At 64.6% G+C, this 19,921-nt stretch carries 15 protein-coding genes; 8 read left to right on the top strand and 7 right to left on the bottom strand.

Going from position 1 to position 19,921, the window contains the following annotated elements:
- Positions 1 to 403 precede the first annotated feature (403 nt).
- Together leuA and KF827_RS11490 are read left to right on the top strand one after the other, a co-directional pair.
- The gene (gene leuA, locus KF827_RS11495) at positions 404 to 2,086 is read left to right on the top strand and encodes a 2-isopropylmalate synthase (RefSeq protein ID WP_291005227.1); all 1,683 of its coding nucleotides are present in this window, start codon (positions 404 to 406) and stop codon (positions 2,084 to 2,086) included.
- A gap of 327 nt (positions 2,087 to 2,413) precedes the next feature.
- Complete coding sequence (locus KF827_RS11490) at positions 2,414 to 2,752, top strand: P-II family nitrogen regulator (RefSeq protein WP_291005224.1); 339 nt, start codon at positions 2,414 to 2,416, stop codon at positions 2,750 to 2,752.
- Positions 2,753 to 2,888: 136 nt separating this feature from the next.
- Here KF827_RS11490 and KF827_RS11485 read toward each other — a convergent pair whose 3' ends face one another.
- The 5 genes from KF827_RS11485 to KF827_RS11465 form a co-directional block, all read right to left on the bottom strand.
- On the bottom strand, positions 2,889 to 7,139 hold the full coding sequence (locus KF827_RS11485; RefSeq protein ID WP_291005222.1) for a PAS domain-containing protein: 4,251 nt from the start codon (positions 7,137 to 7,139) through the stop codon (positions 2,889 to 2,891).
- A 121-nt stretch (positions 7,140 to 7,260) separates the two neighbouring features.
- Complete coding sequence (locus tag KF827_RS11480; RefSeq protein ID WP_291005219.1) at positions 7,261 to 8,208, bottom strand: metal ABC transporter substrate-binding protein; 948 nt, start codon at positions 8,206 to 8,208, stop codon at positions 7,261 to 7,263.
- A 5-nt stretch (positions 8,209 to 8,213) separates the two neighbouring features.
- Positions 8,214 to 9,125: a metal ABC transporter permease gene (locus KF827_RS11475; protein ID WP_291005217.1), complete on the bottom strand. Its 912-nt coding sequence runs from the start codon at positions 9,123 to 9,125 to the stop codon at positions 8,214 to 8,216.
- Entirely contained in the window at positions 9,082 to 9,828 is a 747-nt protein-coding gene (locus tag KF827_RS11470) for an ABC transporter ATP-binding protein (protein ID WP_291005215.1), read from the bottom strand. The genes KF827_RS11475 and KF827_RS11470 overlap by 44 nt, the downstream gene beginning before the upstream one ends.
- A 3-nt stretch (positions 9,829 to 9,831) precedes the next feature.
- Entirely contained in the window at positions 9,832 to 10,014 is a 183-nt protein-coding gene (locus KF827_RS11465; RefSeq protein WP_291005212.1) for a hypothetical protein, read from the bottom strand.
- 144 nt (positions 10,015 to 10,158) lie between these two features.
- On the opposite strand from KF827_RS11465, the gene KF827_RS11460 reads away from it, so the two are divergent.
- Both KF827_RS11460 and KF827_RS11455 read left to right on the top strand, forming a co-directional pair.
- Positions 10,159 to 12,411 (top strand): penicillin-binding protein 1A, encoded by a 2,253-nt coding sequence (locus KF827_RS11460; protein WP_291005209.1) that lies wholly within the window; start codon positions 10,159 to 10,161, stop codon positions 12,409 to 12,411.
- 44 nt (positions 12,412 to 12,455) lie between these two features.
- Positions 12,456 to 13,562, top strand: coding sequence for an alpha/beta fold hydrolase (locus KF827_RS11455; protein ID WP_291005206.1), 1,107 nt, complete (start codon positions 12,456 to 12,458; stop codon positions 13,560 to 13,562).
- A 10-nt stretch (positions 13,563 to 13,572) separates the two neighbouring features.
- On the opposite strand, the gene KF827_RS11450 is transcribed toward KF827_RS11455, so the two are convergent.
- The gene (locus tag KF827_RS11450; protein WP_291005203.1) at positions 13,573 to 14,787 is read right to left on the bottom strand and encodes a multidrug effflux MFS transporter; all 1,215 of its coding nucleotides are present in this window, start codon (positions 14,785 to 14,787) and stop codon (positions 13,573 to 13,575) included.
- A 6-nt stretch (positions 14,788 to 14,793) separates the two neighbouring features.
- On the bottom strand, positions 14,794 to 15,543 hold the full coding sequence (locus tag KF827_RS11445) for a SprT family zinc-dependent metalloprotease (RefSeq protein WP_291005200.1): 750 nt from the start codon (positions 15,541 to 15,543) through the stop codon (positions 14,794 to 14,796).
- 115 nt (positions 15,544 to 15,658) lie between these two features.
- Here KF827_RS11445 and ugpB point away from each other — a divergent pair, with 115 nt between their 5' ends.
- From ugpB to KF827_RS11425, 4 genes are all read left to right on the top strand, one after another.
- The gene (ugpB, locus tag KF827_RS11440) at positions 15,659 to 17,026 is read left to right on the top strand and encodes a sn-glycerol-3-phosphate ABC transporter substrate-binding protein UgpB (RefSeq protein ID WP_291005197.1); all 1,368 of its coding nucleotides are present in this window, start codon (positions 15,659 to 15,661) and stop codon (positions 17,024 to 17,026) included.
- A gap of 71 nt (positions 17,027 to 17,097) precedes the next feature.
- The gene (ugpA, locus tag KF827_RS11435) at positions 17,098 to 17,979 is read left to right on the top strand and encodes a sn-glycerol-3-phosphate ABC transporter permease UgpA (protein WP_291005194.1); all 882 of its coding nucleotides are present in this window, start codon (positions 17,098 to 17,100) and stop codon (positions 17,977 to 17,979) included.
- Positions 17,979 to 18,836 carry a sn-glycerol-3-phosphate ABC transporter permease UgpE gene (gene ugpE / locus KF827_RS11430; protein WP_291005191.1) on the top strand — a complete coding sequence of 286 codons (858 nt, stop codon included), beginning with the start codon at positions 17,979 to 17,981 and terminating at the stop codon, positions 18,834 to 18,836. The genes ugpA and ugpE overlap by 1 nt, the downstream gene beginning before the upstream one ends.
- A 6-nt stretch (positions 18,837 to 18,842) precedes the next feature.
- The gene (locus tag KF827_RS11425; protein ID WP_291005188.1) at positions 18,843 to 19,910 is read left to right on the top strand and encodes a sn-glycerol-3-phosphate import ATP-binding protein UgpC; all 1,068 of its coding nucleotides are present in this window, start codon (positions 18,843 to 18,845) and stop codon (positions 19,908 to 19,910) included.
- The last annotated feature ends 11 nt before the right edge of the window (positions 19,911 to 19,921 follow it).

The following is a 19,921-nucleotide window of genomic DNA, read 5'->3' as shown; positions in this document are numbered from 1 at the left end:
CGGAAACCCGGCAACGGTCGACTTGACGCCACATTCACCTTCGGGCAGACTTATCGCCATGACGTTCTCGGCGCGACTTACCCTGCTCCTTAGCTACCCGATCCTGTAAGCAGGGTCGGGCTCGTAGTCGCTTGCCCCGCTCAGGGGCCTGAATTGCCTCACGTCAGTTTTAGTTTCCGGACATAGCCATGTCGTCTCATGTTTTCAGCCGCCCTGTTTTTTGCCGCCTGGGTTTCAGCCGCCTGGGTTTCAGCCGCCCGGGTTTCAGCCGTCTTGCGGCCGGGATCGTTTCGTTCGCCCCGCGACTTATCGGCGGTCGCTGAGCCCACCGGGGCCCCTCGGCGGCCGTTTTTTCGCGCCCTTTCAAACCCGATCCGACGCTTTCGAATAGAGGGAGCCTGCCATGCAGAGCCCGATGCCGTTTCACAAATACCGCCCCTTCCAGCCGATCAACATCCCCGATCGCACCTGGCCCAGCCGCACCATCACCAAGGCGCCGATCTGGTGCAGCGTGGATCTGCGCGATGGCAACCAGGCGCTGATCGAGCCGATGGGCCCCGAGCGCAAACTGCGCATGTTCGATACCCTGGTGAAGCTCGGCTTCAAGGAGATCGAAGTGGGCTTTCCCGCCGCCTCGGATACGGATTTTGCCTTCGTGCGCCAGATCATCGAGGAAAACCGCATCCCCGGCGATGTCACCATCCAGGTGCTGGTGCAATGCCGGCCCGAACTGATCGCCCGCACCTTCGAGGCCTTGAAGGGCGCCCGCCGCGCCATCGTGCATTTCTACAATTCCACCTCCACCCTGCAGCGCCGGGTGGTGTTCGGTCTGGATCAGGCCGGCATCACCAAGATCGCCGTGGATGCCGCCAAACTGATCAAGCAGATGGCGGCGGCCGCACCGGAAACCGAATGGGTGTTCCAGTATTCGCCGGAAAGCTTCACCGGCACGGAAATCGATTATTCCATCGAGATTTGCGAGGCGGTGATGGATGCGATCCAGCCCACCCCGCAAAACAAGCTGATCTTCAACCTGCCCGCCACGGTGGAGATGAGCACGCCCAACATCTACGCCGATCAGATCGAGTATTTCCTGCGCAAGGTGAAGAACCGCGACAGCATCATCCTCAGCCTGCATCCGCATAACGATCGCGGCACCGGCGTGGCAGCCGCCGAACTGGGCGTGATGGCCGGCGCCGACCGCGTGGAAGGCACGCTGTTCGGCAATGGCGAGCGCACCGGCAATGTGGATGTGGTAACCCTGGCGATGAACCTGTTCACTCAGGGCGTGGATCCGGCGCTGGATTTCTCGGATATCACCGCTGTGGCCAAGGTGGCGGAATATTGCAACCAGTTGCCGGTGCATCCGCGCCATCCCTATGTGGGCGAACTGGCCTTCACGGCATTCTCCGGCTCGCACCAGGATGCCATCAAGAAAGGCATCGCCGCGCAGAAGGCCCGTAACGACGGCGTTTGGGAAGTGCCCTATCTGCCCATCGACCCGGCCGATGTGGGCCGTGCCTACGAGCCGGTGATCCGCATCAACAGCCAGTCGGGCAAGGGCGGCGTGGCCTATGTGCTGGAAGAGGATTACGGCATCGAATTGCCGCGCCGGCTGCAGATCGAGTTCAGCCAGGTGATCCAGCGCATCGCCGATGGCACCGGCAAGGAAATCTCGCCCGATCTGATCTGGAATACCTTCGAGAGCGAATATCTCAGCCAGCCCGAGGCGGCCTATCGCTTCAAGGGCCATCGCACCCTGCCCGATCCCCATGCCAGCGAGCGCCGGCTGCTGACCGCCGAAGTGGAGGTGGGCGGCCAGACGGTGAAGCTGGAAGGCAGCGGCACCGGGCCGATCGATGCCTATATCGACGCGCTCGCCCGCCATGCCGGGGTGGTGCTGAACCTGATCGATTACCGCGAACATGCCATCGGCAAGGGCAGCTCCACCGAGGCCGCCGCTTTCGTGGAGCTGAAACGCCCCGATGGCACCACCCTGTTCGGTGTCGGCCGCGACCGCAATATCGTGGCCGCCTCGCTGAAAGCGGTCACCTCGGCCTGCAACCGCCTGGTATCAGGGGCTTGATACCAGGGGGAGCCTGATACCAGGGGCGTGATATCCGGCATCTGATCCTGGGCATTTGCGCCGACGGAAATGCATGCGTCTATTTATTAGGCAAATAGCCCGATTGGCAGGCAGGAGCCGGACGGTTATCGGTTCCCGGCGCCGGCCAATCGGGCTAAAGTCCGTTTCGACTCGGCCTGCAGCGGGCTGCATGCTCGGAATCCGCTAGCGGCACGGTTCTTGAAGGAGTAGCTGGGCGAAGCGCCAGAACCCGCGGATCGGCGCCCGCAAATCCGCGGGCAGCCCGGCGTCAAAACGTTGCGATAAAAACGTTGAGGAGTGCGACACATGAAACTGGTCATTGCGGTGATCAAGCCGTTCAAGCTCGACGAGGTGCGCGAAGCACTCACGAATTTGGGGGTCGAGGGCCTCACGGTCACCGAGGTCAAGGGTTTCGGCCGTCAGAAGGGCCATACCGAAATTTATCGCGGCGCCGAATATGCTGTGAGCTTCCTGCCCAAGGTGAAGATCGAAGTGGCGGTGAAATCGGCTCTGGCCGATCGCGTGGTGGAAGCCATCCAGGCCGCCGCCAAGACCGGCCAGATCGGCGATGGTAAGATTTTCGTGCTGGACCTGGAAAAGGCCCTGCGCATCCGTACCGGCGAGTCCGACGACGACGCGCTCTAAGCTCTACACCCGGCCGGGATCGCTGCAGGCAATCCCGGCCGGTTGAAGGTTTCACACCGGCTGCCGTCCGTCCCCTCTCCTCCCGGGACATGCGTCTGCATCGACGCAGCGGCAGCCGTTTCCTTTCCTGTTGATCCTAATCTTTCAGGTGAAGGCCGCCATAGCGCTGCCTGAGCGCCTGCTCCCCTGTGGCCATCGCTGCGGCGAGTGCCGCCGCTTGCCGTGCGGCGGCCTGGCCATCGTTGGCGCGGCAGGCGGCATCAAGCTGCGACGCGGCCCGCGCCACCGCCATCAGCCCCACCGTGCCGGCACTGCCCTTCACGGTATGGGCAAAGCTGCCCAGCGGCTTGAAATCGGACGGCTGCCCCGCCTGCAGCAAGCCGGCCAGCTGGCCGCTGAAATCGGATAGGAAGCCGAACAGCATCACCGCCATCTCATCGCGCCCCAACCGGGCTTCCAGCCGCTCCAATCGCGGCCAGTTAAAATCATCCGCCGGATCGGCCGGGCTGCCGGGCCGCTCGTCCGCCGGGTTTCGATCCCCGCCAGCCGGCAACGCGCCAATCCCTTCGGCCTGCAGATGCCGGTGCAGACAAAGGTATAGCTGGGCCGGATCGAATGGCTTGCCCACATGATCATCCATGCCGGCGGCGCGGCAGGCGGCCACATCCTCGGGCTGGATATTCGCGGTCATGGCGATGATCGGCAGGCTGGCCAGCCGGCCGCCCAGGGCACGGATGCGCCGCGTGGCCTCCAGCCCATCCATCCCGGGCATCTGCATGTCCATCAGGATGGCATCGAAATTCTCCCGCCCAGCCAGCGCCAGCGCCTCGAAGCCATCGCTGGCAATCGTTACGCCATGGCCATCCTGGCGCAGCAGGCCGGCCGCCACCCGCTGGTTCACGGCATTGTCTTCCACCAGCAGCAGGCGCAGCGGCGGCAGCAGACCGGCCGCATCCACAGCCGCGTCGCCTGCCGCCATGCGTGGGCTGCCGCCCAACGGCAGATCGAGTTCGAACCAGAAACAAGCGCCCTGGCCTGCCTCGCTATCCACGCCGATGCGGCCGCCCATGCCATCGATCAGCCGTTTGCAGATGCTCAGGCCCAGGCCGGTGCCGCCATAGCGCCGGGTGATCGAGGAATCCGCCTGCGCGAAAGCATCGAACAGACGCGCCTGCTGTTCGTGCGAAATGCCGATGCCGGTATCGCGCACGCTCACCCGCAGGCGCTGCATGGCAGCAGCCTCATCCAGCAGCGCCGCTTCCACCTGCACGGCGCCGCGTTCGGTGAATTTCAGCGCATTGCCCACCAGGTTCAGCAAAACCTGACGCAGCCTGGTGGGATCGCCGCGATGCCACGCCGCCAACCTGCCGTCGATCTCGGCGCGCAGCAGCAGGCCGGGCTTTTCGGCTGCGCGCGGCGCCAGCATCGACAGCACGGAATCCACCAACTCAGGCAAGGAAAAGTCGATCTGCTCGATTTCCACCCGCCCGGCTTCCAGCTTGGAGAAATCCAGGATGTTGTCGAGAATGCCCAGCAGCGCACGGCCGGATTCCAGAATGGTCTCCACCTGGTCGCGCTGTTCCCGCGAAAGCGCGGTGCGCAGCAGCAGCCGCGTCATGCCCAGCACGCCGTTCATCGGCGTGCGGATTTCATGGCTCATCACCGCCAGGAATTCCGCCTTGGCGCGTGCCGCCTGTTCGGCCTGGTCGCGCGCCGCCACCAGCTCGGCCTCCACTTCCTTCAGATGGGTGATATCCAGCGCCACGGTCAGCACCTGGCGGATGCTGTCATCCCGGTCCTTGATCGGCAGCTTGTTATACAGCCAGGCGCGCGGCGTGCCGCTGGCATCGGGATGCTGCACCTCCACGAAACCGGTTTCGCGGCCGGTTGCCAGCACCTGCTCCTCGTAATCGTGCAGAAAGCCGCGATGGCGCTGACCGAACACCGCATCGGCGCGCTTGCCCAGCATCTCTTCCGGCACACCGCCCACCACCACTTCGGCGAAATAGCGGTTCACCAACAGATAGCGGCGCTCCATATCCTTCAGATGGATCGCCACCGGCAGGGCATCCAGCACAGTCTGCAATGTGCGGCGGCTCTGCTCGATCAGCTTTTCCGCCTGTTTCTGCGCGGTCACGTCATAAGCCAGCGAGAGGATCGCCTCCACCTCGCCCTCCGGACCATGCAGCGGCAATTTGTTTTGCTGCCAGACCCCGAGATTGCCTTCCGCATCCGGGAAGGTCATTTCATGAAAACCGCTGGCCTCGCCGTTGCGCAGCACGGCTTGATCGCGCTCCAGCGCCAACTTGCTGGGCACCGCCTGAAACAATTCTTCCGCCGTGCGGCCAAGCGCGGCCTCGACAGGCATGTTGTGCACACGGCTGAAATGGCGGTTCACCAGGCGATAGCGCAGATCGCGGTCTTTCACGCTCACGATGATCGGCAAGCCATCCAACACCTGGCGCAGCAAGCGGCGGCTTTCCTCGGTGGCGCGTTCGGCGCGTTTCTGCCGGGTGATATCCAGCGTCACGGTGAGTATCTGGCTGATCCGGCCATCCTCGCCGCGGATCGGCACTTTGTTGTAGAGCAGATATTGCCGCTCACCGGTGGCCGGCCGCAGCCGCTCGATATCCACGAAGCCGGTGGCGGTGCCACGCTGCAGCAATTGCTGGTCCTGCTGATTGGTGCGATCCGAAATCGCCTCGCCGGTCAATTCCTCCATGCGGCGGCCGAGCAGGCGGCTGGGCGGCGCCTCGGCGAATTCGGCGAACAGGCGGTTCACCATCACGAAGCGCAGATGCTCGTCCTTCAGGCTCACCGCGATGGGCAATTCGTCCAGCACGGTTTGCAGCAGGCGACGCGCCTTCTCGATCTCGCGCTGCGCCCGCTTCTGGTCGGAGATATCGAACATCACCGTCAGTATCTGTTCCACCGCACCATCGCGGCCGCGCATCGGCGCCTTATTCAGCAGCCAGGTGCGTTCGCGGCCCGAAGCATCGGGGAATTGCACCTCCAGAAAGCCGGTGGCGCGGCCGGCTTTCAGCACGCGATCCTCCATCGCCGCCAGGCCATCCGGCGCATGGCGTCCGGCGGCTTCGCTCTCATCGGCCCCCAGCAATTCCGCCGCCGGCCGGCCCACCACTTCGATGTAATGGCGGTTCAGCAGCGTGAAACGCCGCGCGCCATCCTTCACATGAATGGCGATCGGCACTTCGTCCAGCACGGTTTGCAGCAGCCGCCGGCTTTCCTGCAATTCCTGCTCGGTGAGGCGCAATTCCTTCAGCGCCCGCTCGGCCTCGGCCTGCGCCGCCTTGGCCGCCAGCATCGCCGCCTTGAACACATCGGTAGCGCGCGCCATCTGGCCGATCTCGTTGCCCTCGCGCAGATAAGGCAGCGTGGTATCCAACGCGCCGCCGGCCAGCCGCCGCATCGCCTCGGTGATCTGCGCAAGCGGCCTCACCGTGCGCCGCACCACCACCAGCGCACAGCCCAGGCCCAGCAACAGACAAAGCCCACCCACCACCAGATTCAGCGCCGCACCCTGGCGCAGATCGGCGCGCAAGGCTTGGCCCAGCCGGCGTTCGGCGGCATTGGCGATACCGCGCAACTCGGCTGCCGAGGCACCGATGCCTCGGCCATGGGCATCCAGCGTGGCGGCCTCGCGCAGGATGGCATCCTCCAGATCGATCAGATCGGCATAGCCGCTTTCCAGATCGCCATAGGCCGCCAACAGCCGCTGCACGGTCAGCCGATCCGCCTCGTCGCGCAAGCCGGATTCCAGATCCAGCAGGTCGTCGCGCAGCCGGCTCAGCGCATTGCGCAAGGCCACCAGATTGGCGCGGCTGCCGGTGAGCAATATCTGCAAGGCCTGGGCCTGACTTTGCAGCAGGCTCTGGCGCAGCATCGCGGCCCGCGCGCTGCCGCTGAAATCCCGCGCCTCGAAACTGCGCCCGGCCACGATTTCCAGCGCGCCAAGCGCCACTTCAACCCGGCTGAGCCAATCCTGCCGCGCCACATCGCGGTCTGTCTGCAATCGGGTGAGCGCGTCGAATAGCTGGGCATAGGTGGCCAGCGCCCCATCGATCACCGCGAAATCCCGCGCCTCAGCCACTTGCCGGCGCAAGGCCTCGGCGCGCGCCACAACTTCGGCCCGTTGGTTGCCATCGCCGCTGTCGAGATAGCCATAAACCGCCAGCCGCAGATCGGTCACGCCGCGTTCCATATCGGCGGCCAGGCCTGCGGTTACGGCCTGGCGGGTGAAGATATCGGCCTGGCGCTCGATATCGCGCAGGGTAACCAGCCCGATGCCGTTGGAAAGCAGGATCACACCCACCAGGGCGGAAAAGCCGCCGAAGATAAGCTGGCCGATGCGCAAGGCCGGCCGCAACGATCCCCCCCGGGCCGTTTCCGCTCCGTTATCCGCAAGCAAGCCTTGTTCCCCCAGCCATCAACCAGCATGAGGTTAGCGCGGCGCGGTATTTACAGCAATCAGCTCGCGGCGCCGGGGCTCAGCTCTCGCGGCGCATGGCGTCTGCAAGCCGCTCCACGTTGACACGGAACAGCTTCAGGAAGCTGTCGGCCTCCGAACCGGCTTCGCTGCCCGGCACGCTGAGGGAGTCGGAATACAGCCTTCCGCCCACCTTCACCTTGGCTTCCTTGGCGATCTGCTCGATCAGGCGGGGATTGATGATGTTTTCGAAGAACAGCGCCTGCACCCGCTCGCGCTTGATCTGCCGCACCAGCCTGGCCACGTTTTCCGCCGAAGCCTCGGTTTCCGTGTTCATGCCCTGCGGCGCCAGGAATTCGATCTGGTAGCGGTCGGCCAGATAGCCGAAGGCATCATGCTGGGTAATCGCCTTGCGCTGGGCGCGCGGGATCGCATCGAAGGCGGCCTTGGCCCAGATATCCAGTGCATCCAACTGGGCGGTATAGGCGGCGGCGCGCTTGCGATACTCCTCGGCATGCTGCGGATCGGCCTTGGCCAGCCCTTCGGCGATATTGGCCACGTAGCGGCGCATGCGCGTCAGGTCGTGCCAGACATGCGGATCGATATCCGCCGCGCCGTGATCGTGTTTCTGGCCCGGCTTATGATCATGATCATGCTTGTGGCCGTCATCCTTCAACCGGCGCGGCGGGATGCCTTCGCTGGCCACGATCCGCGTGCCCTTGAAGCCCGAAGCCTGCACCAGGCGGTCCAGCCAGGTCTCGAAATTCAGGCCATTGCTGATCAGGATATCGGCGCCGGCCACGGCACGGGCATCGGCCGGGCTGGGCTGATAGACATGGCCATCGCCGCCCGCCGGCACCAGGGTGGCCACCTCCACATGCTCGCCGCCGACCTGGCGCACGATATCGGCCAGGATGGAAAAACTGGCGATGGCCTTGCGCTTGTCTTGCGCCGCGGCAGGCATCGCCACCATGGCGGTCAACAGCAGGGCGAGCAGGCATTTGCGCATGACGATCATGCCTCCAGATGGGGTTGACGGCGCAGCAATTGCACCAGGCCGCGAGCGCGACCGAACAACAGCGACACCAGAAAGCCGCCGCCGGCCACCAGCACGATGGCAGGGCCCGAAGGCAGGTTGGCATGGAAGGAAAGCAGCAGGCCGCCATAGCCGGCCAAGGCGCCGATGCCGGTGGCCATCAGCATGATGCCGGGCAACGAATGCGCCCAATAGCGCGCCGCCAGCGCCGGCAACATCATCAGGCCCACGGCCATCAGGCTGCCCATGGCCTGGAAAGCGGCCACCAGATTCACCACCACCAGGCCAAGGAAGATGAAATGATGGATCGCGCCGCCGAACTGGAAATCCGGTTCGAAGGCATCCATCAGCAGCGGCCGGTATACGGCAGCGAGTATCAACAGGCTGAGCGTGGCCACGCTGGCCAACAGCAGCAGGGCCGCTTCATCCACCGCCAACACGCTGCCGAACAGGATATGCATCACATCCACGCTGGAACCGCGCGTGGAAATCAGCGTAACGCCCAGCGCCAGCGCGATCAGGTAGAACGCGGCGAAGGACGCATCCTCGCGCTGATCGGTGGCCCGCGTGGCAGCACCGGCCGCCCAGGCCACCACCAGGCCGGCGATGATGCCGCCCACCGAAATCGCCGGCAGCGAAAATCCCGCCACCAGAAAACCAACGGCGGCGCCGGGCAGGATGGCATGGCTCATCGCCTCGCCGAACAGGCTCATGCGGCGCAGCATCAGGATTGCGCCGATCGGCGCCGATCCCAGTGCCAGCGCCAGGCAGGCCACCAGCGAGCGTTTCATGAAGGCGAATTCGCCGAATGGCTGAATCAGGAAATCGTACAGCATGATACGCCGGTCACGCGGCTTGATCGGGAATGCGGCAAAGCGCTGCGTCTTCATCCCAGGATTCCGCCATATGGCGGGCGCGTAGCTGGTTTTCCGGCGTGAGCACGCTTTCGGTGCTGCCCCAGGCAACCGGCTGGCGGGCCAGATACAGCGCCTGCGGAAAGCCGCGCCGCACCAGATCGAAATCATGCAGCACCGCAATCACCGTGCGCGCTTCGCCATGCCAGCGATGCAGCAAAGCCAGCAGATCGGCCACCGTGCGGGCATCCAGCGCATTGAAGGGTTCGTCCAGCAGGATCACCCGGGCATCCTGCACCAGCACACGGGCAAACAGCGCGCGCTGCAACTGGCCGCCCGAGAGCGTGTTGATACGCCGGCGCTCGAAGCCTTCCAGGCCCACCGCCGCCAGCGCGGCTTCCGCCGCCGCCAGGCCGCGCTTGCCGAAGCTGCCGAACACGCCGGCATGCCGGGCATGGCCCAGCATCGCAAGTTCCAGCACGCTGAGCGGAAAATCGCGGTCCAGGCTGGCCTGCTGCGGCAGGAAGGCGATGTCGCGCGGCTTCAGGCCGGCCAGCTCGATATGGCCATCGGCCAGCGGCAACCGGCCGGCAATCGCCTTCAGCAAGGTAGACTTGCCCGCGCCATTGGGCCCCACCACGGCGGTAAGCGAGCCAGCGGCGAAGCAGCCTTCGATATGATGCAGGGCCGGGTGGCGCTGATAGGCCACGGTCACGTTATGCAGGTGGATATCGGCCATGGCTCAATGATCGCTCAGCAGCGCCCAGGCCACGGCGGCCCACAGCACCGCAATGGCCGGCAACACCATCAGAATGCGCTGCCCGGCACCGGCAGCCAGAACCCGCACCGCCAGGGATCCTGCCGGGAACGCGGCATGGGCATGATGGTCATGATGCCCGGAATGATGATGATCGTGAGACGCCATGAGATTTCCAGAATATGTTATTATATAACATACATTCCTTTCACCCCCCGTCAACCTCCTGCTGGCAGAATGGCCGCCCTAAAGCCGTCACATTCCGGCGCCACATAGGCGCCAACCGCGTTGCTTCTTAACCTACCGGATTCGATGCCCAATCCCAGCAAACCGAAACCCCCAGGCCAGAAAAATCCCGGCCAGAAAAACTCCAGCCAGAAAAACCAGGCGAAAACCGGCAATGGCAGGCGCGGCCGCAAATCCGGCGGCGCCCGGCCCAAACGCGGCCTGGCCGGCGGCCTGCTGCGGCTGGCCCTGGTGGCGGGCATCTGGGCCGTGGTGGCGCTGGGCGGCCTGTTTGCCTATTTCGCCTACGACCTGCCCGACTTCAAGGAACTCTATGTAATCGAACGGCGCAATTCGGTGACGCTGAAGGCCGCCGATGGCACCGTGCTGGCCACCTATGGCGATCTCTATGGCGAACACCGCACTCTCTCGGAACTGCCCAAGCATCTGCCGCAAGCCCTGATCGGCACCGAGGACCGGCGCTTCTACGATCATTTCGGCCTCGATCCGATCGGCCTGGCCCGCGCCATGTGGGTGAACATGCGCGCCGGCCGCGTGGTGCAGGGTGGCTCTACCCTGACGCAGCAACTGGCCAAGAATGTGTTCCTGGATTCCGGCCGCACGCTCAAGCGCAAGGCACAGGAAGTGCTGCTGGCGCTGTGGCTGGAACGCAATTTCACCAAGGACCAGATCCTGGAAATGTATCTCAACCGGGTCTATTTCGGCGCCGGTGCCTATGGCGTCGAAGCCGCCGCGCAACGCTATTTCGACAAGCCGGCCACGCAGCTGAGCCTGACCGAATCCGCCATGCTGGTGGGTCTGCTGAAGGCCCCGTCGCGGCTGGCCCCCACTGGCAATATCAAATCGGCGCAACAGCGCGCATCCCAGGTATTGCGCAACATGGCCGATGCCGGGTTGATCGACGATAGCGCGCTGGATGCCGCCCTGAAGCGCCCGGCGCAACTGGCCGCCTCGCGTTCGCCGATGCCGAATGCGCGCTATTTCGCCGATTGGGTGCTGGAGGAAGTCTATCAGCTTGTCGGCCGCCAGCATGGCGACCTGGTGGTGCTGACCAGCCTGGATGCGCGCCTGCAGCAGGCCGCCGAACGCAGCGTGAGCGCCGTGATGGGCCGCGAGGGCGAGAAGCAGAATGCCGAACAGGCCGCCCTGGTGGCGCTGTCGCCCGATGGCGCGGTGCGCGCCATGGTGGGCGGCCGCGACTATATCGACAGCCCGTTCAACCGCGCCACCCAGGCCCGCCGCCAGCCGGGCAGCGCCTTCAAGCCGATCGTGTTTCTCACCGCGGTGGAAACCGGCATCGAACCCGGCGACATGTTCTCCGATACGCCGATCACCATCGACGGCAAATGGTCGCCGCGCAATTTCGACGGCAAATACCAGGGCGATATCAGCTTCGCCGAGGCAGCCGCGCGTTCGTCCAATGCCGTGGCGGTGCGGCTCTCCGAACAGGTGGGCCGCCAGCGCGTGATCGACACCGCGCGCCGGCTGGGCATCGTCAGCGACCTGAAGCCGCATCCCTCATTGGCGCTGGGCGCGTTCGAGACCGGGTTGCTGGAATTGTCGAATGCCTATGTGGCGTTTGCCAATGGCGGCTATACCGTGATGGCCTATGGCGTGCGCGAAGTAGCCGATGGCAATGGCAATGTGCTGTTCCGGCGCGGCAATGAAAGCGTGATGGCGCATATGATCGACGAGCAGCCGCTGGGCATGCTGAACGATCTGCTGCGCGGCGTGGTGGATACCGGCACCGGCCGTGCCGCCCGCCTGCCCAACCGCCAGGTGGCGGGCAAGACCGGCACCACATCGGATTACCGCGATGCCTGGTTCATCGGTTACACGCCCGATCTGATCGCCGGCGTGTGGGTCGGCAACGACGACAATTCGCCGATGAACAAGGTATCCGGCGGCGGCCTGCCGGCACAGATCTGGCGCGGTTTCATGAATGATGCCCTGCGCGGCAGCGAACCGCGCGACCTGCCCACCGCGCGCGGCGGGCTGCAAAGGCTGCTATCCGGCCTGCTCGGCAGCGATGCCCAGGCCGGACCTGCCGTTGCCGCCCCGCCCAATAACAATTCCGGCAGCACCAACGAACCCTCGCTATGGGATCGCATCCTGCGGCAATTCGGCCGGCCGCAAAGCGCGGGCCCGGCACAGCTTCAACCCTCCGCACAGGGTTCGCCGGCAGCCGATAGCCGGGCCGATAGCCGGGCGCGCGTGGAATCCCCGATGCCGGGCAGCCAGCCTGGCGCCCAGGGCGAGGGAGCGATCGGGGACTCGCGCATGATCTGGCAGGTCGGCCCGCAACCCACCAGACAATAGGGCACAAGACAATAAGCCGGCAAAGCAATAGGATCGGTCCCGTCATGTCACGTTATCTGCTGTTTCCATTCCTGCTGCCTGGCCTGCTGCTTGGCCTGCTGCCTGGCCTGCTGCCTGGCCTGCTGCTTGCCCTGCTGCTGCACCCCATGCCCGCTGCCGCCGAGGATGCCTTCACCGTGAATCACGGCGTCGCCCAGGGCGCCGGCGGCGCACCGCTGGCGCTGAGCCTGGTGCTGCCGGCCGGGCGCAACCAGCCGGCCGCCGGCTGGCCCGCGCTGCTGCTGATCCAGGGCAGCGGCCCCACCGACCGCGACGGCAACCAGCCGCCCTATCTGCGCACCGACCTGCTGCGCCAGATCGCCGAATATCTGGCCAGCCAGGGCATCGCCACCCTGCGCTACGACAAACGCGGCATGCATGCCAACAATGCCACCCTGCCCGACAATCCGGCTGAGTTCGACAGTTTCTTCCGTTGGGAGAATTTCGTTGGCGATGCCGCCTCGGCCTTCCGCTTCCTGGCCGAACATCCCGGCATCGACGGCAAGCGCAGCGGCATTCTGGGCCATTCCGAAGGCGGCGTGATCGCACTGGCCGCCAGCAGCCTGTTGCGTGCCACGGGCGCGGAACCAGCCGTGCTGGTGCTGGCCGCCACGCCGGGCCGGCCATTGGAAGCCGTGGTGACCGAACAGCTTGAACGCGTGCTGGCCGAACAGAAGGCCACGCCGGCCCAGACGCGCGCGGTGATGGCCGCCAACAAGCGGGTGAGCGCCGCCATCCTGGCCGAGGGCAAGGTGCCGGCCGATACGCCGCGCAGCCTGGCCGCGCTGTATCCCAGTTATGCCGGGCCCTTCCTGCAGGCCCTGCTGCCGCTCGATCCCACCAGGCTGGCGCGCGAATATCGCGGCCCGGTGCTGTTGTTGCAGGGTGAGGCAGACAATCAGGTTTCCCCCGGCCGCGACCTGGATGCCATGGCAAAGGCGTTGGCCGCGCGCCCCAAGCCCGAACAGCATACCGCATTGCGCTTTGCCGGGCTGAGCCACAATTTCAAACGGCCGGCCAATACCGAGGATCCGGGCCTGGCCGGGCCGCTGCCGCAGGATCTTCTGGGCGCCCTGCATGATTGGCTGCGCCAGCGCTTGGGCACCGATTAAGGTTCGACCCCTACGGCCTGGCGGCCGCGCGCCTGACCGTGAGATAGCCCGCCAGGATGACCAGCGAGCAAAACGCCACCGCCAGCGCCAGCGGCAAGGCAGTGCCATCCAAGGCATGCCCCACGATGATGCCGATCACCGCCGCCGCGCTCATCTGCAAAAAACCCATCAGGGCTGCGGCCGAACCGGCGATATGCGGAAACGGTTGCAGCGCGCCGGCCTGGGCGATCGGCAACACCATGGCGAAACCCACCATGTAGAGCAGCATCGGCGCTTCCACCAGCAGCCAATGGCCATTGCCGCCGGTGAAGGCAGGCGCGCCCCATACCAGCGCCGCCATCGACAGGCCCGCCACAAGGCAGATCGTGCTGCCGATGGCGATCACGCGCTGCATGCCCAGGCGCGGCGCCATGCGGCTGGCGATCATCGCACCGCTGGCATAGGTAAACGCGATGGCGCCGAAGCTGTAGCCATAGGCGGTTTCAGAGAGGCCATAAACCTGGATCAGCACGAAGGACGAGCCGGAGATGAAAGAGAACAATCCGCCATAGCCGGCCGCCACGCAGAGCGCATAGCCGCAATAGGCGCGATTGCGCAGCAGGCTGGCGAAATTGCGCAGCATCGGTCCGGGGCGCGTGGCGGCGGGATCGCGCCGCATGTTGCTTTCGGCCAGCAACAGCGCCACCAGCAGCCACAACATCAAGCCGCAGCAAGCCATGGCGACGAAATTCGCCTGCCAGCCGAAATACTGCTGCAGATAGCCGCCGGCCACCGGCGCCAATGCCGGCGTTATCGCCATCACCATGGCAATCATCGCCATCACCTGGGCGGCGCGCTCACGCTCATGCAAATCGCGCACGATGGCACGGCCGATCACCACCCCGGAACAAGCGCCCAGCGCCTGTATGAAGCGGGCGACGATCAGCATTTCGATATTGAACGCCAGCAGGCAGGCCAGGCTGGCCAGGGTGTAGATCGCCACGCCGCCGAGCAGCACCGGCTTGCGCCCCAGCCGATCCGATAACGGGCCATAGATCAACTGCGTAAGGGCGAAGCCGACCATGAAGGCCGACAGGGTGAGCTGCACGCGGGCAGCATCGGTATCGAACACCGTCGTGAGAGATGGCAGCGAAGCCAGATACATATCGGTGCTGAGCGGACCGATGGCGATGATGCAGCCCAGCAGCACCACCAGGGCGCCGGAATCGCGATGCAGTTTGGCCATGCGCCGTCAGCCTTCCAGATGCAGGGCGGCACCATGGCGGCGCAGCCAAGCCTTGGCGGCCCGCATGTCCGCTTCGCCGCCCAGCAGGCTGGCCACCAGGCCCCAGAAGCCCGCGCCATGATCCATGTGGCGCAGATGCGCCACTTCATGGGCCACCAGATAGCGCAGCACCGGTGGCGGAGCCATGATCAGCCGCCAGGAAAACGACAACGTGCCGGTGGAGGAGCAACTGCCCCAGCGGCTGGTGGTATCGCGCAGACTGATCCGCGCCGCGCGCACGCCGGCCCGCAGCGTGGCATCCTGCACCTCATCCGCCACGCGCTGGCGGGCCTGGCGAATCAGCCAGTCGCGCAGCCGGCGCTGCAGATGCGCCGCCTCGCCCGAAACATGCACGGCCCCATCCTCAAGCCAGACCGCGCCGCGACCGCGCGCCTCTGGTCGATGCCGAATCGGCAGTCTTTCCCCTAGGTAAGGCAGGCTGCCGCCATCGGCCCAGGCCGGCAAACCCACCCGCAACGCCTGCCTTTCGGCCTGACGCGCGGCGATCCAGCCCGCCTGTTCAGCCAGAAAAACCTCGCCCGCCCGGCGCGACGCATTGCGCGGCAGCACCAGCACCACGGCACCATCAGAGGGCATTACCCGCAACAGCATGCGCCGGGCGCGGGCATCGCGCCGCAACATAAAAGGATAGGTCTCGCCATCCAGCCGGATACCGTCTGCGGTGAGTTCGATTGTATGCGAATAACCCTTGGTCACCGGCTGGCCCTGTCATATAACTGTCATCAAGCGGACGCGGAACTGACGCGGTACGCAAAATATAAGGTCGGGCTTCCCCGACCCGGGGTGGGAAAATAGCATTGGAGACAATACGATGAAAACCGAACGGATTTCCGCTCGCCCGGCCGTCAGCAAGCTGGCAATGGCCTTGCTGGTGGGTGGCGCCCTTGTGGCAGGCTCCGCCTCGTCCGCCCTGGCCCAGGCCCAGAACCGCATCGAGCTGCAATGGTGGCATGCGATGACCGGCGCGCTGAACGAGCGCGTGAACGAGATTGCCGATGGCTTCAACAAGGGCCAGGACAAATACAAGGTGGTTGCCGTCAACAAGGGCAGCTATCCGGAAACGCTGACCGCCGCCATGGCCGCCTATCGCGCCGGCAAGGGCCCGCATATCGTGCAGGTTTTCGAAGTCGGCACCGGCACCATGATGGCCTCGCGCGCCGCCATCAAGCCGGTTTACGAATTGATGGCCCAGAACGGCTTCAAGTTCGATCCGGGCAGCTATATCTCCGCCGTCACCGGCTATTACAGCACGTCGGACGGCAAGATGCTGTCCTATCCGTTCAATTCCTCCACGCCGGTGATGTATTACAACAAGGACGCCTTCGAGAAGGCCGGCCTTGATCCGAACAAGCCGCCGCGTACCTGGCAGGAATTCGAGCCGGTGCTGCGCAAGCTGAAGGCTTCCGGCTCCACCTGCCCGTTCCAGAGCAACTGGCAGACCTGGATTCAGCTGGAGAATTTCTCCACGCTGCATAACGTGCCGTTCGCCAGCAAGTCCAACGGCTTCGATGGCTTCGACACCGAGCTGATGTTCAACAGCCCGCTGCATGTGCGCCATATCTCCAACCTGGCCGGCTGGATGAAGGAAGGCCTGATGGTGTATGGCGGCCGCAAGAACGAGCCGAACGCCAAGTTCGTCTCGGGCGAATGCGCCATCCACATGGAAAGTTCGGCCGGCTATGCCACCTTTGCCCGTGGCGCCAAGTTCAAGTGGGGCATCGCCATGCTGCCCTATTACAGCGACGTGCAGGGCGCGCCGCAGAACTCGATCATCGGCGGCGCTTCGCTGTGGGTGTTGGCCAAGCACAAGGCCGAGGAATACAAGGGCGTGGCCCAGTTCTTCGATTACCTGAGCTCGACCGAGAACCAGGTGTGGTGGCATAAGGTGACCGGCTATCTGCCGATCACCTCGATGGCCTACGAAACCACCAAGGCGCAGGGCTTCTACGCCGCCAACCCGGGCACCGACACCTCGGTGCAGCAGATGGCGATCAAGCCCCCGACCGCCAATTCCAAGGGCCTGCGCCTGGGGAATTTCGTGCAGATCCGCGACGTGATGGATGAGGAAATGGAAGCCGTCTGGTCGGGCAAGAAGTCGCCCAAGGAAGCGCTCGACACCGCCGTGGAGCGTGGCAACCGCCTGCTCCGCCAGTTCGAGCGCGACGCCAAGCGCTCGTAACCGTTTAATCCGCACCGAATGAGGAAGCCCGCGCCTTGACTTTATGAGGCGCGGGCTTTTCTTTGTCCGCCATGGAAAAACGCGTCGTCTTTCAAAACCGCTTCCTGCCCTATCTGCTGGTCGCCCCGCAGATAGCGATCACGCTGGTCTTTTTCTTCTGGCCAGCCAGCCAGGCCGTCGTGCAGTCGGTGCTGCGCGAGGATGCCTTCGGCACCACCAGCTATTTCGTCGGGCTGGAGAATTTCCAGCTTCTGTTCGAGGACGAATACTACGCCAATTCCTTCAAGGTGACGGCTTTGTTCAGCACGCTGGTCGCGGTGCTGGGCCTGAGCATTTCGCTGCTGCTCGCCGTGACCGCCGACCGCCTGATCCGCGGCACCATGGTCTATAAAACCCTGCTGATCTGGCCCTATGCCGTGGCGCCTGCCGTGGCCGGCGCGCTGTGGGGCTTCGTGTTCCTGCCCGGGCCCGGCGTATTCGCCTGGCTGCTCGGCCAGATGGGCGTGAACTGGAATTTCCATCTCAACGGCAACCAGGCGATGTTCGTGATCGTGGTGGCCGCCACCTGGAAACAGATCAGCTATAATTTCCTGTTCTTCCTGGCCGGCCTGCAGGCGATTCCGAAATCGCTGATCGAGGCTGCCGCCATCGACGGCGCCGGACCGTTCCGCCGGTTCTGGACCATCGTGTTTCCGCTGCTGTCGCCCACGCTGTTCTTCCTCATCGTGGTGAATGTGGTCTATGCCTTCTTCGAAACCTTCGGCGTGGTGCATTCGCTCACCCGCGGCGGCCCCGCCAAATCCACCGAAATCCTGGTCTACAAGGTCTGGTACGATGGCTTCGAGGCGCAGGATCTGGGCGGCTCTGCCGCGCAATCGGTGATCCTGATGGCCATCGTGATCGGCCTTACGGTGGTTCAGTTCCGCTATATCGAGCGCAAAGTGCATTACTGATGATCGAGCGCCGCCCCATAGCCGACATGATCGGCCACCTCATCCTGCTGGCGGCGATATTCATCGTCGCCTTCCCGATCTACCTGGCGGTGATCGCCGCCTCGCATACCATCGAGGGTCTGTCGCAGGCGCCGATGCCGCTGCTGCCGGGCGCCGAGTTGCTGACCAACACCGCCAAGGCTTTGTTCGACGGACCGCAGATGGTGGGCGTGAGCGGCGCCACGCCGGCCATTGTGCTGCTGGGCAACAGCATGATCATGGCGATATCGATCGCGGTGGGCAAAATCGTGATCTCGCTGCTATCCGCCTTCGCCATCGTGTATTTCCGTTTTCCGCTGCGCAATTTCTTTTTCTGGATGATCTTCATCACCCTGATGCTGCCGGTGGAAGTGCGCATCATCCCCACCTACAAGATCGTGGCCGATCTGGGCCTGCTGGATACCTATACCGGCCTGGTGCTGCCGCTGATCGCATCGGCCACCGCCACCTTCCTGTTCCGGCAATTCTTCATGACCGTGCCCGACGAACTGGTGGAAGCCGCGCGTATCGACGGCGCCGGCCCGATGCGGTTTTTCTGGGATGTGCTGGTGCCGCTGAGCCGCACCAGCATCGCCGCGATGTTCGTGATCCAGTTCATCTATGGCTGGAACCAGTATCTGTGGCCGCTGCTGATCGCATCCGACTACCAGTATCAAACCATCGTGCTGGCCATCGGCCGCCTGATCCGCGCACCTGATGCCTTCTATGAATGGCCGGTGATCATGGGCATGGCGGTGCTGGCGCTGTTGCCGCCGGTGGCCGTGGTGCTGCTGATGCAGCGTTGGTTCGTCAAGGGTCTCGTGGAAACGGAGAAGTAATCCGCCATGGCTAAGGTTTCGCTGCAAGGCGTGAAGAAGAATTACGGCTCAATCCGCGTTATCCATGGCGTGGATATCGAGATCAAGGATGGCGAATTCATTGTCATCGTCGGCCCATCGGGCTGCGGCAAATCCACCCTGCTGCGCATGATCGCCGGCCTGGAAGCCATCACCGAGGGCAGCATCGGCATCGGCGACCGCGTGGTGAACGATATCGAGCCGCGCGACCGCGACATCGCCATGGTGTTCCAGAATTATGCGCTCTACCCGCATATGAGCGTGTTCGAGAATATCTCTTATGGCCTGCGCATCCGCGGCATGAGCAAGGCAGATATCCAGAAGCGCGTGGACCGCGCCGCCGATATCCTGCAATTGCAGCCCTATCTGCAACGCCGCCCGCGCGAGCTTTCCGGCGGCCAGCGCCAGCGCGTGGCGATGGGTCGCGCCATCGTGCGCGAACCCAGCGTGTTCCTGTTCGACGAGCCGCTGTCGAATCTCGATGCCAAGCTGCGCGTGCAGATGCGGCTGGAGATCAAACGCCTGCATCAACAGCTGGGCGTCACCTCGATCTACGTGACCCACGATCAGGTGGAAGCCATGACCCTGGCCGACCGCCTGATCGTGATGAACCAGGGCCGCGCCGAACAGATCGGCAGCCCGGCGGAAGTGTATTCCAATCCCGCCACCACCTATGTGGGCGGCTTCATCGGCAGCCCGCCGATGAATTTCGTGCCCTGCAAAGTGGAAGCCGGCCAGGCCGTGCTGGATGACGGTACCAGCCTTGCCTTGCCCGAGCGGCTGCGCGGCACGCCGGCCGGTGCCTATATCCTGGGAATCCGGCCCGAGAATATGCATGTGGCGCAGCCGGGCCAGGGCGCACAATTCACCCTGGCGGTGGATGTGGCCGAGGAGCTGGGCGCCGACACCCTGCTGCATGGCAAGATCGCTGGCACCGATGTGGTGGTGCGCCTGCCCAGCACCGCCGGCTTCCACGACAACAGCCGCCCCAGCCTGGTGGCCGACATGGCGCAGGTGCATCTCTACGACCGCGAAAGCGGCCGGAATATTCATTAAGGCGCTGGCGG

It is taken from the genome of Ferrovibrio sp., from assembly GCF_019636075.1.
Lineage (GTDB): Bacteria > Pseudomonadota > Alphaproteobacteria > Ferrovibrionales > Ferrovibrionaceae > Ferrovibrio.
Note: the sequence above shows the minus strand (reverse complement) of the source record. Positions and strands in the feature narration are given on the sequence as shown.